At 40.5% G+C, this 13,457-nt stretch carries 11 protein-coding genes; all 11 read left to right on the top strand.

Going from position 1 to position 13,457, the window contains the following annotated elements:
- Positions 1-3 precede the first annotated feature (3 nt).
- Positions 4-1,200, top strand: a complete 1,197-nt coding sequence (locus tag ACIQ38_RS01775; protein ID WP_402817225.1) for a thiolase family protein — start codon at positions 4-6, stop codon at positions 1,198-1,200.
- Positions 1,201-1,230: 30 nt separating this feature from the next.
- Positions 1,231-2,385, top strand: a complete 1,155-nt coding sequence (locus ACIQ38_RS01780; protein ID WP_402817227.1) for an acyl-CoA dehydrogenase family protein — start codon at positions 1,231-1,233, stop codon at positions 2,383-2,385.
- Positions 2,386-2,406: 21 nt separating this feature from the next.
- The gene (gene menB, locus ACIQ38_RS01785; RefSeq protein ID WP_402817229.1) at positions 2,407-3,246 is read left to right on the top strand and encodes a 1,4-dihydroxy-2-naphthoyl-CoA synthase; all 840 of its coding nucleotides are present in this window, start codon (positions 2,407-2,409) and stop codon (positions 3,244-3,246) included.
- Positions 3,247-3,261: 15 nt separating this feature from the next.
- Entirely contained in the window at positions 3,262-4,893 is a 1,632-nt protein-coding gene (locus ACIQ38_RS01790) for an AMP-binding protein (RefSeq protein ID WP_402817231.1), read from the top strand.
- Between the two features lie 18 nt (positions 4,894-4,911).
- The gene (locus tag ACIQ38_RS01795; RefSeq protein WP_402817233.1) at positions 4,912-5,658 is read left to right on the top strand and encodes an SDR family NAD(P)-dependent oxidoreductase; all 747 of its coding nucleotides are present in this window, start codon (positions 4,912-4,914) and stop codon (positions 5,656-5,658) included.
- Between the two features lie 65 nt (positions 5,659-5,723).
- Entirely contained in the window at positions 5,724-6,476 is a 753-nt protein-coding gene (locus ACIQ38_RS01800) for an SDR family NAD(P)-dependent oxidoreductase (protein WP_402817235.1), read from the top strand.
- A gap of 159 nt (positions 6,477-6,635) precedes the next feature.
- Positions 6,636-8,789: a heterodisulfide reductase-related iron-sulfur binding cluster gene (locus tag ACIQ38_RS01805; protein WP_402817237.1), complete on the top strand. Its 2,154-nt coding sequence runs from the start codon at positions 6,636-6,638 to the stop codon at positions 8,787-8,789.
- 162 nt (positions 8,790-8,951) lie between these two features.
- Positions 8,952-10,160 carry an acetyl-CoA C-acetyltransferase gene (locus ACIQ38_RS01810; RefSeq protein ID WP_402817239.1) on the top strand — a complete coding sequence of 403 codons (1,209 nt, stop codon included), beginning with the start codon at positions 8,952-8,954 and terminating at the stop codon, positions 10,158-10,160.
- Complete coding sequence (locus ACIQ38_RS01815; RefSeq protein WP_402817241.1) at positions 10,157-11,008, top strand: 3-hydroxybutyryl-CoA dehydrogenase; 852 nt, start codon at positions 10,157-10,159, stop codon at positions 11,006-11,008. Before ACIQ38_RS01810 ends, ACIQ38_RS01815 begins: the two co-directional genes overlap by 4 nt.
- Positions 11,009-11,024: 16 nt before the next feature.
- Positions 11,025-12,161, top strand: coding sequence for an acyl-CoA dehydrogenase (locus tag ACIQ38_RS01820; protein ID WP_402817243.1), 1,137 nt, complete (start codon positions 11,025-11,027; stop codon positions 12,159-12,161).
- A 151-nt stretch (positions 12,162-12,312) separates the two neighbouring features.
- Positions 12,313-13,452, top strand: coding sequence for an acyl-CoA dehydrogenase (locus ACIQ38_RS01825; RefSeq protein ID WP_402817245.1), 1,140 nt, complete (start codon positions 12,313-12,315; stop codon positions 13,450-13,452).
- Positions 13,453-13,457 lie beyond the last annotated feature (5 nt).

Below are 13,457 nucleotides of genomic sequence, written 5' to 3' on the forward strand. Positions count from 1 at the left end.
TGGATGAGAGATGTTTACATTGTAGAAGGGGTTCGCACAGCTATCGGAAAACTTGGTGGGGCTTATAAAGAAGTGCAAGCGGATTTACTAGCAGCCCATGTCATTGGAGGGCTATTACAGAAAACAAACCCATCTATTGAAGTGGATGAAGTTATCTTAGGACAAGCAAGACAAAGTGCTGATGCGGCAAATATTGCACGAGTTGCAGCGCTACATGCCAAGCTAGGAGAAGACGTTACGGGTTACACCGTACACCGCCAATGTGGCTCCGGCTTACAGGCCATTAATAACGCCGCGCAACAAATAGCGCTCGGTTTACAAGATGTTGTTATCGCAGGTGGTACGGAGAGTTTAAGCACCGCACCGTACTATTTACGAAATGCGCGATACGGATTTAATATAGGAAACGGTGTGTTATGTGACCCAAACACAGAGAGCCAAGTTCACTCGCAACCAATAGATCAATACGGCACATTTACAATGGGCTATACAGCTGAAAATCTAGCGGAAAAATATAATATTTCGAGAGAAGCACAAGACGAGTTTGCACTTCGTAGCCAGCAATTAGCATTACAAGCAATTGCGGAAGGTCGTTTTGAAGAAGAGATTATCCCATATGAGATAAAAACAAGAAAATCCACTGTGCAAGTCGCAGTAGATGAGCATCCACGTCAAACATCACTTGAATCGCTTCGAAATTTAAAGGCTGTTTTTAAAGAAGGTGGAACAGTAACAGCTGGTAACTCAAGTGGTAGAAATGACGGGGCTTCAGCTTTACTACTTATGACGAAAGAAAAGATGGAAGCATATGCTTTACAACCGAAATCGAAAATTATCGCCCAAGCAGTTGCAGGTGTTTCACCGGAACTAATGGGAATTGGACCAGTATTATCTACACAAAAAGCGTTAAAACAAGCCAACTTGACGCTCCAAGATATAGATGTCATTGAGTTGAATGAAGCATTTGCTGCTCAAGCTTTAGCCGTTATACAAGAAGCTGGTATGGAGCTAGAAAAAGTAAATGTCAACGGTGGAGCAATTGCGCTGGGACACCCAATAGGAGCAACAGGTGCAATTTTAATGACAAAACTTATAAATGAATTACAAAGAAAAAAAGCAAGATATGGATTAGTCACATTATGTATTGGCGGGGGACAAGGGATTACAACGATAATAGAAAACTGCCAGTATTTTAACTAAAATATATGGGCGAAAAAGGGGAATATCTGTATGCTAAATTTTGAATTTTCAGAAGAACAGGAGCAGTTCCGAAAGATTTTACGGGACTTTACTAAAGAGGAACTGCTTCCTCATTATACAAAATGGGATCGTGAAGGCATCACCCCTAGGCATCTATGGAAAAGACTTGGCGATTTAGGGGTAAATGGACTACGTATTCCAGAGGAGTATGGTGGTAGCGGAGCTGATTGCATCACAACAGGTATCGCAGCAGAAGAAATAGGGAGAGGCGATTTTAACTTAACGTATGCAGTCATGTTAAATGCCTTAATCGGTGAAATTATTGCAAAGTATGGAAGTGCAGATTTAAAAGGAGAATGGCTTCCTCAAATTGCTAGTGGGGACAAAATTGTCGGGATCGCAATTACAGAACCATCTGCTGGAACTGATGCTGGTGGAATCCAATCGACAGCAAAATTAGATGGGGATTATTACGTATTAAATGGAGAAAAATCCGGCATTAGCGTAGCCACTTGCGGCGATGCATTTATCATTTTTGCTAAAACAGATCCATCACTCGGCAATAAAGGAATTAGCGCATTTCTAGTACCAGCTGGGTTGGATGGACTAGAAACAAAAGGTTATGAAGATATGGGAAATATTCCGATAGGACGGGGCTCCCTTTATATGAATGACGTGAAAGTTCCGGTTTCCAACTTGATCGGAAGTGAAAACAAAGGATTTTCTCAAGTAATGAACGGTTTCGATTTAAGCCGCTTATTGATCGGCTTGCAATGTGTAGGAACGGCGATGCAAAGTATTGATGAGACCATTGAACATGTCAAAATTAGAAAATCATTTGGTCGTCCGTTAGCAACGTACCAAGCGGTGTCATTTTCCTTAGTGACGCATTTTACTCAGCTAGAACTTATTAAATGGCAAGCTTATCGAGGGTTATGGCTACGCGATAATAATTTGGAACATTCGAAGGAATCTTCTAGCGTAAAATGGCTTGGTCCCAAATATAGTGTAGAAGCAATTCATGAATGTTTATTGTTAAATGGTCACTATGCGTATACGAAAGAAATGCCTTTAGAGCAGCGTTTACGTGATGTGATTGGATTAGAGATTGGAGACGGTACTGCGCAAGCAAACCAAATGGTTATTGCAAAAAGTATTATTGGAAAAGAGTTCCGTACTTACTAAAAAACAAAGGGGATAGGAACAATGGAAACGACAAAAAACACAACCGAAAATACAGCGCAAATCGATTTGACGGATATTTTATATGAAAAGAAAGACGGTATTGCAAAAATTACGATTAACCGACCTGCCGTTTATAACGCATTTCGAGCACAGACGATTCAACAGCTAATTTGGGCTTTTCGCGATGCATGGGACGATTTGCGAATTGGAGCAGTAATTCTAACTGGTGCTGGTGAAAAAGCTTTTTGTGTTGGGGGTGACCAAAAAGAAAAAGGAAATGAAGGCGGTTATGATTATTCCGGTGGTTTAGGCGGTGGAATCGGTCTTGAAATAGAATCATTGCACCAAGTAATTCGCAATATTCCAAAGCCTGTTATTGCAGCTGTTAATGGGTTCGCTATTGGCGGAGGACATGTATTACATGTAATTTGTGATTTAACTATTGCTGCAGATACTGCGAAGTTTGGGCAAAGTGGACCAAAAGTCGGTAGCTATGATGCAGGTTTCGGTTCCGCTTACTTAGCACGTATTGTTGGGGAAAAGAAAGCTCGTGAAATTTGGTACTTATGTGAACAATATACTGCAGAAGAATGTAAAGAAATGGGACTTGTCAATAAAGTCGTACCTGCCAATGAATTGCAACAAGCAGCTCAAGAATGGGCGGAAAAGATTTTGCAAAAAAGTCCAACAGCTATTCAAATGCTTAAATACTCGTTCAATGCAGATAGTGCTAGCATACAAGGTATCTCTCAGCTTGCAATGGGGAGCTTAGCGATGTTTTATAACACAGCAGAATCGAACGAAGGAAAAGAAGCATTTTTAGAAAAACGACCAGTCAACTTCAATAAATTCCGTGGATAATGAAGGAGGAAAAGGATGAAACTCGAAACGTTATTAACTGCGAATCTGATAGATGGGTATCAATCTGTTTGGCCGTATAAAACGATTTTGAATTACTTGAACGATGCAATCGAAAAGTATCCACAAAAAGAAGCAATTATTGATAAAAATTCCCGTTATACATACGAGGAATTGGGCAAGATGGTCGACCGAGTAGCATTAGGTTTATTGGAATTAGGCATTGAAAAAGGCGATGTTGTATCTATACAACTGCCTAATTGGAACGAATTTATCATATTACACTACGCGATTACTAGAATTGGAGCTATTACAAATCCATTAATTCCAATTTATCGAGAACGCGAAATTTCCTATATGGTTGGTATGGTTGAATCGAAAGTACTTATTATTCCATCTAAGTTCCGTAATTATGATTACGTACAGATGGTACAAGCGATTCGACCAAAACTACCTTCGCTAAAGCATTTGTTTGTTATTGGCGATGATATTCCGAGTGATGCACAACCTTTAAGTTATTTATTTGATACCCCGTGGGAAACAAAGAGAGATCTCGCCATTTTAAATGACATTCAACACGATCCAAATGATGTCACTGAAATTATATTCACATCAGGCACGACGGGTAATCCGAAAGGGGTTATGCATACGCATAATACACTATGCGTGTCTACTAACTATTGGATTGAACGTTTGCGGTTAACGAGTGATGATGTCATGTTCATGGCTTCTACTTTCGCGCATCAGACAGGATTTGGATATGGCGTTCGCTTACCTACGCATATCGGTGGGACAGCTGTGTATCAAGATATCTGGAATCCGGAAGAGTTTTTACAACTAGTAGAAAAAGAAAAGATTACGTTCACAGCTGGTGCAACGCCATTTTTACAAGATACCATCCAATCATCGGATATAGGGAAATATAATTTAGAGTCATTGCGTGCATTTGTGGCACTTGGTGCACCAATACCACGTGCACTTATTCGAAAAGACGAGGATGTCGTACGCTTTTCCATCCTATCCGGGTGGGGGCAAACCGAAGATGGACTTGTGACGCTTACTAAGTTGAACGATTCGGAAGAAAAATTAACGAATACAGATGGGGTTGCGTTTCCGGGAATGGTCGTGAAAGTCGTGGATACTGATTTCAATGAACTACCCGCTAATGAAGAGGGTAGCTTGCTTTGTAAAGGTCCAGCGCTGTTTGTCGGTTATTTAAAACAGATGGAACAAACGCTTTCGGAATTCCATGATGGGTGGTTTATAACTGGTGACCGAGCAATTATGGATGAAGACGGATATATTCGAATATCTGGACGAAACAAAGACGTCATTATTCGCGGCGGAGAAAATATTCCAGTCGTGTATATTGAAAATATTTTGTATGAGCATCCAGATGTGGCAATCGCTCAAATTGTTGCAATGCCTGACTTACGCTTGCAAGAAAAAGCATGTGCTTTCATCCGCATGAAGCCAGATACAACACCGCTTACATTACCACTGCTTCAAGTTTTCTTAGAAGAAAAAGGGGTAGCAAAACAATATTGGCCAGAGCGATTAGAAATACTTGAAAATTTCCCGCAGACAGCCAGTGGGAAAATACAAAAATTTAAATTACGTGAACTGATTACAGAGGATGTTACAAACTAAGGTAAGGGGGAAATGAACATGACAAATAAAGTCGCTTTTATCACAGGTGCTGGACGAGGAATTGGTAGACAGATTGCATTGACATTAGCAGCTAAAAACATCACAACTATTGTGTCGGATGTGAATGACGCAAATGCAAATGAAACAGTATCACTCATAGAACGAGCCGGTGGAGAAGCTATTGCAGTGTATTGTGATGTAACCAAATTGAGCAGTGTTGAAGAAGCTGTGCAAGAAGCTGTAAGTAAACTAGGTCGTATCGATATACTTGTGAATAATGCTGGATGGGATAAAATTGAACCATTTTTAAAAAGTGAGCCTTCTACTTGGGAAACGATTTTAAATATTAACCTATTAGGTCAAATTCATACGTGTAAAACGATCCTTCCGCTCATGATTGAAAATGGATACGGAAAAATTGTCAACATTTCCTCTGACTCTGGACGTGTTGGTTCAAGTGGAGAAGCTGTTTATTCCGCGGCAAAGGGTGGTGTAATTGCTTTTACGAAAACATTAGCACGTGAAATGGCAAGACATAAAATCAATGTAAACAGTATTGCACCGGGTCCCGCGGATACGCCATTATTTAAAGAAATTGGCGAATACAATGCTGGCATCGCAGAAGCGCTTATTAAAGCCATTCCATTTAGACGACTCGCACAACCAGAAGACATAGCAAATGCTGTAGCTTTTCTATCTTCAGAAGAGGCAAACTATATAACTGGTCAAGTATTATCGGTCAATGGTGGATTGGCAATGGTGTAAAAAGTACAATCAACAGGAGCCAATTCTGCTCCTGTTTTTTTCTATCTAGAAAGGAAGTGTAGAAAATGGGTAACTCACTAAGTGGTCGTATAATTTTAGTAACAGGGGCAGCAAATCGAATTGGAAAGGCAATAGCTATTGCAGCGGCAAATGAAGGAGCAACTATTGCACTGCATTACAACCAATCTGCTGAACAAGCAGTGATAACAGCTAAAGAAATTGAATCGTTAGGAAGTAAAGTTGCTTGTTTCCAAGCAAATATCGCAAATTTGGAAGAGGTGCAAAGGATGAACAAAGCCATCCAAGAGCAGCTAGGACCAGTATTTGGTGTTATAAATAATGCAGGATATGGGCAAATGAAGTCTTTCTTTGACTATGAACCAAATGAATGGAAAAAAGAAATCGATGTTTGTTTAAATGGGGTATTAAACTTAGCTTACACATTCGTGCCTTCTATGAAAGAAAGAGAGGAAGGTAAGTTTATTACAATTGTTGGGGATTCAGCGCGCACTGGTGATCGAAAACTCATCGTATCCGCAGCAGCAAGAAATGGAGTTATAAGTTTCATGAAGTCTTTGGCTCAAGAAGTAGGTCGACAACAAATTCAATGTAATACTGTCTCACTCGGTTTAATCGATCAAGATGACTTGCAAATGGGAGAGGACATGTATCGTAAAATTGTAAAAGGGTATCCTCTTCAACGTTTAGGCAAACCGGGAGATATTACAGGAATGATGCAGTTTTTACTAAGTGAGCAGTCTGATTGGATCACAGGCCAAGTGTTTTCTATTAACGGTGGTCATAGTATGTTAGGCTAATGATGAAAAACAGTAGAGTGAATTTAGACTATTCTTGAAAATAACTGTTGACTGAATGCTCATTCAGTTTTAATATTAAATTAATTCTTTATTAATCTATTAGCCTAATGGTATTCTATGCATAACATCATTTTACGTCTTTAAGGGGGAGAGGATAAGATGAATCCATTGTTAATCGCTAACTGGGTGTTGTTTATTGCAGTTACTTTGTACGCAATTGGTTTGTTCGCATATTTGTTAAAAACAAGGTATGCATATATTAAACTTGGGAAAAAAGTAGAGTTTGAAGACAATGTGAAAGAAAGACTCCATAAAATTTGGGTGTATGTGTTTGGACAAAAGAAACTGTTAAAAGATAAGAAAAGTGGAGCAATCCATGTAATGTTCTTCTACGGGTTTTTACTTGTTCAATTTGGAGCAATTGATTTCATTTGGAAAGGTTTAGCGCCTGGCTCGCATTTACCATTAGGTCCATTGTATCCAGCCTTTACGTTTTTCCAAGAAATAGTAACTTTTGTTATTTTAATAGCAGTTGTGTGGGCATTCTACCGACGCTATATTGAAAAATTAGTTCGTTTAAAAAGAGGATGGAAAAGTGGACTAGTACTCATTTTCATCGGGGGACTAATGGTTTCCGTTTTAGTTGGTAACGGTATGGGCATGATTTGGCATGATCACGCAGCAACTTGGTCGGAGCCGATTGCATCATCTGTAGCAATAATTTTTGGAATATTGCCAACCGCGGCTGCTACAACGATTTTTTATATCATGTGGTGGGCACATCTATTATTCTTACTAACATTCTTAGTATACGTTCCACAATCGAAGCATTTCCATTTAATTACTGGTCCTGCAAACGTTTACTTCCATCGTTTAGACAATGTAGGGAAACTACGTCCGATTAATTTCGAAGAGGAAGAAGACGAAGAAGCTGATGAAGAAGCGATGCCATCATTTGGTGTCGGTAATATACATGAATTTACGCAAGCACAAATGATCGACTTCTACGCATGTGTAGAGTGTGGTCGTTGTACGAATATGTGTCCGGCAACAGGAACAGGTAAAATGCTGTCTCCGATGGACTTAATCACCAAACTTCGTGATCACCTAACGTTCACAGGAGCAGTAGAAACAAAGGCAAAACCTTGGGTACCAGCACTTGCTTTCCAAGGAACAAAAGGGAACCAACTGGCAATGGCTGCTGGAGCAGAAGGGGCAATCATCGAAGACATTTATAGCCCATCCCTAATTGGCGATGTTATTACAGAAGAAGAAATCTGGGCTTGTACTACTTGCCGTAACTGTGAAGACCAATGTCCAGTAATGAATGAACATGTCGACAAAATTATCGACCTTCGTCGCTACTTAGTCATGACAGAAGGAAAAATGGACCCGGATGCACAACGCGCAATGACGAATATTGAGCGTCAAGGAAATCCATGGGGCTTAAACCGTAAAGAAAAAGAAAACTGGAGAGATGCTCGACCAGAAATTCATATTCCAACAGTGAAAGAAGTTTCAAAAGCTGGAGAAGAATTTGAATATCTATTCTGGGTAGGTTCGATGGGATCATTCGATAATCGCTCGCAAAAAATTGCCTTAGCATTTGCTCACTTGATGAACGAAGCTGGAGTGAAATTCGCTATTCTTGGCAATAAAGAAAAGAACTCTGGAGACACGCCGCGCAGATTAGGAAATGAGTTTTTATTCCAAGAGTTAGCAACATCGAATATTTCTGAATTTGAAAAAGCTGGCGTAACAAAAATCGTCACAATTGATCCACATGCATATAATATCTTTAAAAACGAATATAGTGATTTTGGCTGGAACGGGGAAGTACTGCATCACACGGAAATGCTTTACGACTTAGTACAAGAGGGTCGCTTGAAACCACAATATGCAGTAGAAGAAACGATTACATTCCATGATTCTTGTTATTTAGGTCGATACAACGATGTATACGACGCACCACGAGAAGTATTGAAAGCAATTCCTGGTGTGAAATTAGTGGAAATGGATCGTAACCGTGAAACGGGTATGTGTTGTGGAGCAGGTGGCGGACTAATGTGGATGGAAGAACATGTAGGAAATCGCATAAACGTAGCTCGAACAGAACAAGCGTTAGAAGTAAATCCAACGATTATTTCATCTGGTTGTCCATACTGTTTAACCATGCTTTCGGATGGTACTAAAGCAAAAGAAGTAGAAGAAACTGTAGGAACATACGATATTGCTGAATTACTGGAGAAATCTATTTTCGGGGAATTCACACCAACGTCCGAAGAGGAAGAAAAAGAAGAAGCAATTGTTTGATAAATATATTGCAAATAGTTTAACAGTTTCGTAAACTAGAAGTAACAGCAAAGGGAGTAGTCGATACTCCCTTTTTCTAACAAGTCAAATTGAGCGAGCGTTCAGTCAACTTGTTATTTATTTTACAGGTGATGAAAGCGCATACAAAAAGGGGTGGCTATGTTGACAAAAACAGTGATTTTAGATGGGGCGCGTACAGCTTTTGGTAAGTTTGGTGGAGCACTTAGTAGTTTGACAGCTTCGGATCTTGGGGGAATTGCCATAAAAGAAGCGTTGACTCGCGCCGGTGTTGGCGCAGTAGAAGTCGATGAAGTAATTATGGGAACGGTTTTACAGGCAGGGCAAGGGCAAATTCCTTCTAGACAAGCGGCAACAAAAGCAGGAATTCCTTGGTCAGTGAAAACAGAAACGATCAATAAAGTTTGTGCTTCTGGTATGAGAAGTGTTAGTTTAGCAGATCAATTGATTCGACTTGGGGATGAAGAAATAATCGTTGCAGGTGGAATGGAATCGATGTCGGGTGCTCCTTATTATTTACCAAAAGGACGATTTGGTCTTCGTATGGGAGATGGCCAAATAGTAGATGGCATGATCTATGACGGGCTTTCGTGTTCATTCCATCCGAAAAAAGTGCATATGGGAACATACGGAAACTCCACTGCGCAGGAGTTTGAGTTATCACGTGAGAAACAGGATGAATGGTCCTTTAGAAGTCATGATCTGGCTTTAAAAGCAATCGACAATGGAGTTTTAGCAGAAGAAATTGTTGCAGTGGAAATACCTCAGCGAAAAGGCGATCCAGTCATCGTAAAAGAAGACGAAGCACCACGACGTGATACATCCATCGAATCGCTTGCTAAATTGAAACCAGCATTTGGAAGCGATGGAACGATTACAGCTGGAAATGCACCAGGAGTCAATGACGGGGCATGTGCAATCGTCTTAACAAATGAAGAAAAAGCAAAAGAGCTTGGAAAAGAGCCACTTGCATATGTAATCGGACATGCTGAAATTGCTATTGAGCCTGAAAACTTCCCGCAAACACCAGGAATCGTCATTAATAAATTGCTTGATCGAACTGGAAAAAAATTAGCGGATATCGACTTATTTGAAATAAATGAAGCGTTCGCAGCAGTAGCACTAGTTAGCAGTCAAATTGCAGGGTTAGACGAAGAAAAAGTAAATGTAAACGGTGGTGCAGTCGCACTTGGGCATCCAATTGGAGCATCCGGAGCACGCATTATCTTAACACTTGCCTATGAGTTAAAACGCCGTGGTGGTGGAATTGGTGTTGCAGCCATTTGTTCAGGTGGCGGGCAAGGGGACGCAATAATGATCGAAGTTCCAAAAACAGGGGGAAGTAAGGCATGACAATCCAAAAAGTAATGGTAATCGGTGCAGGGCAAATGGGGGCAGGAATAGCACAAGTCTGTGCACAAGCGGGATTTGAAGTAAAGCTAAATGATCGAGAAGAACAATATTACGAGCGCGGGCTTCAAACAATTACAAAAAATCTTTCACGCAATGTGGAAAAAGGTCGCATGACAGAAGATGAAAAACAAGCAGTACTAAACAATATAACGAAATCACTTTCCATCGAAGACGCGAAAGACGTAGATATCGTCATAGAAGCAGCAGTAGAAAATATGGAAATCAAGCAATCTATTTTCAAACAACTAGATGAAATTACACCAAAGCACACCATTTTAGCAACCAATACTTCATCGTTACCAATTACCGAAATTGCGGCGGTGACGAATCGTCCAGAACAAGTAATTGGCATGCATTTTATGAACCCAGTTCCTGTCATGAAGCTTGTAGAAATTATTCGTGGTCTTGCAACATCGGATGAAGTATACACAGCTATTGAAGAAATGACGAAAAAACTAAGCAAAGTACCAGTCGAAGTAAATGACTTTCCAGGTTTCGTCTCCAATCGCATTTTAATGCCGATGATCAACGAAGCCATTTATACACTGTATGAAGGCGTTGCATCAAAAGAAGCGATTGATGATGTGATGAAACTAGGGATGAATCATCCAATGGGTCCCCTTCAACTGGCAGACTTTATCGGCTTAGATACTTGTTTATACATTATGGAAATTTTACATGAAGGATTCGGAGATAGTAAATATCGCCCATGTCCATTACTTAGAAAATACGTAAAAGCTGGTTGGTTAGGGAAAAAATCTGGTAGAGGTTTCTACATTTACGAATAATAAAGGGGAAATTTAGATGGAGCTAAAGTTTACTGAAGAACAACTTATGATGCGCAACATGGTCAGGGATTTTGCTAAAACAGAAATTGAACCTTTTATCGAACGCATGGAACAAGGGGAGTTTCCGCGTGAAATAATACGGAAAATGGGAGAACTCGGATTAATGGGAATTACTGTCCCAGAGGAATACGGCGGCTCCGGAATGGATTTCACAAGCTATGTGATCGCGGTTAATGAACTTTCCAAAGTAAGTGCTGTAGTCGGAGTAATTCTTTCTGTCCACACTTCTGTTGGTACAAATCCAATTCTTTACTTTGGTAATGAAGAACAAAAAAATAAATACATTCCCAAACTAGCAAGTGGAGAATATTTAGGAGCATTTTGCCTAACGGAGCCATCTGCTGGATCCGATGCGGGTGCCTTGAAAACAAAAGCTGTAAAAAAAGATGACCACTATGTATTGAATGGTTCTAAAGTATTTATTACCAATGGGGGAGAAGCAGATGTGAATATCGTTTTTGCTTCTACTGATCCTTCGCAAGGCTCCAAAGGAATCACAGCATTTATTGTAGAAAAAGATACACCAGGTTTTATCGTCGGAAAAGATGAAGAGAAGATGGGCTTGCACGGTTCTAGAACAGTGCAGCTAACATTTGAAGATATGAAAATTCCTGTAGCCAATCGACTCGGCGAAGAAGGGGAAGGATTTAAAATCGCCATGGCGAATTTAAATACAGGTCGAATCGGAATTGCGACACAAGCACTTGGTATTGCGGAAGCCGCGTTTGAAGCCGCGGTAGGATATGCAAAAGAGCGTGTGCAATTCGGCAAGCCAATAGCTGCCAACCAAGGGGTAGGCTTTAAACTAGCCGATATGGGCACAGCAGTAGAAGCAGCAAGACTACTTGTCTACCGAGCAGCAAGCCTTCGTGACCAAGGACTTCCTTGTGGAAAAGAAGCATCGATGGCGAAACTATTTACAACAAAAACAGCAGTAGATGTAGCAATCGAAGCAGTGCAAGTATTCGGTGGATACGGCTATACAGAAGACTATCCAGTAGAGCGCTATTTCCGAGACGCAAAAGTAACCGAAATCTACGAAGGCACAAGCGAAATCCAAAGAATAGTTATTAGTAAACATCTAATAAATTAAATAAATTTACTGTAAATGGGTAAGGGCAACCAACTCATGCAGAAGAGCAACTAATCTATCAGCGAGATCAACCAAGGAACGCTCGAAAGCAACCAAATCATATAGAAGAGCAACTAAACTAAGCAAAACTACCAAAAAGGCGGGAATGACAATGAATTTTCAACTTTCAGAAGAACATGAAATGATTCGTAAAATGGTACGTGATTTTGCAGAAAACGAAGTGGCACCAACAGCAGCAGAGCGCGACGAAGAAGAACGTTTTGACCGTGAAATCTTCGACAAAATGGCGGAGCTTGGATTAACGGGAATCCCTTGGCCAGAAGAATACGGTGGAATCGGTTCTGATTACCTTGCATACTGTATCGCAGTAGAAGAACTATCTCGTGTTTGTGCTTCAACAGGGGTAACACTTTCTGCACATACTTCACTTGCTGGATGGCCAATCTTCAAATATGGCAATGAAGAGCAAAAACAAAAATACCTTCGTCCTATGGCAGAAGGCTCTAAAATTGGCGGCTACGGTTTAACAGAAGCAGGCTCTGGTTCAGATGCTGGTGGCATGAAAACGACAGCCAAATTAGATGGCGACGACTATGTATTAAACGGCTCTAAAATTTTTATTACTAATGGCGGCATTGCAGATATATATGTCGTATTTGCAGTAACAGATCCAGAATCCAAACATAAAGGAACGAGCGCATTTATCGTAGAAGCAGATTTCCCAGGATTCTCTGTAGGGAAAAAAGAAAAGAAACTAGGCATTCGCTCTTCTCCTACAACAGAAATTGTTTTTGATAATTGCCGTGTACCAAAAGAAAACCTTCTTGGGGAAGAAGGAGAAGGCTTCATCATCGCGATGAAAACTTTGGATGGCGGTCGTAACGGAATTGCCGCTCAAGCAGTAGGAATTGCACAAGGAGCACTAGATGCAGCAGTAGGATATGCAAAAGAACGTGTACAATTCGGTAAACCAATCGTTGCAAACCAAGGGGTATCCTTCAAGCTAGCAGACATGGCGACAGCAACAGAAGCTTCACGATTACTAACATATCAAGCTGCATGGCTAGAATCTAACGGGCTTCCGTACGGTAAAGAATCGGCAATGGCAAAGCTAATGGCTGGAGACACAGCGATGAAAGTTACGACAGAAGCAGTGCAAGTTTTCGGGGGATATGGCTACACGAAAGATTATCCAGTGGAACGTTATATGCGCGATGCGAAAATCACACAAATATACGAGGGAACACAAGAAATTCAACGCCTTGTTATTTCTCGTATGTTAACGAAGTAATAGAT

It is taken from the genome of Psychrobacillus sp. NPDC096389 (genome assembly GCF_044762855.1).
Taxonomy (GTDB): domain Bacteria; phylum Bacillota; class Bacilli; order Bacillales_A; family Planococcaceae; genus Psychrobacillus.

What these genes read in the sequence shown, in the direction of transcription:
- ACIQ38_RS01825 (WP_402817245.1), top strand. Translation starts at nt 12,313, where the DNA reads ATGAATTTTCAACTTTCAGAAGAACATGAAATGATTCGTAAAATGGTA.
- menB (WP_402817229.1), top strand. Translation starts at nt 2,407, where the DNA reads ATGGAAACGACAAAAAACACAACCGAAAATACAGCGCAAATCGATTTG.
- ACIQ38_RS01800 (WP_402817235.1), top strand. Translation starts at nt 5,724, where the DNA reads ATGGGTAACTCACTAAGTGGTCGTATAATTTTAGTAACAGGGGCAGCA.
- ACIQ38_RS01780 (WP_402817227.1), top strand. Translation starts at nt 1,231, where the DNA reads ATGCTAAATTTTGAATTTTCAGAAGAACAGGAGCAGTTCCGAAAGATT.
- ACIQ38_RS01805 (WP_402817237.1), top strand. Translation starts at nt 6,636, where the DNA reads ATGAATCCATTGTTAATCGCTAACTGGGTGTTGTTTATTGCAGTTACT.
- ACIQ38_RS01815 (WP_402817241.1), top strand. Translation starts at nt 10,157, where the DNA reads ATGACAATCCAAAAAGTAATGGTAATCGGTGCAGGGCAAATGGGGGCA.
- ACIQ38_RS01775 (WP_402817225.1), top strand. Translation starts at nt 4, where the DNA reads ATGAGAGATGTTTACATTGTAGAAGGGGTTCGCACAGCTATCGGAAAA.
- ACIQ38_RS01820 (WP_402817243.1), top strand. Translation starts at nt 11,025, where the DNA reads ATGGAGCTAAAGTTTACTGAAGAACAACTTATGATGCGCAACATGGTC.
- ACIQ38_RS01790 (WP_402817231.1), top strand. Translation starts at nt 3,262, where the DNA reads ATGAAACTCGAAACGTTATTAACTGCGAATCTGATAGATGGGTATCAA.
- ACIQ38_RS01795 (WP_402817233.1), top strand. Translation starts at nt 4,912, where the DNA reads ATGACAAATAAAGTCGCTTTTATCACAGGTGCTGGACGAGGAATTGGT.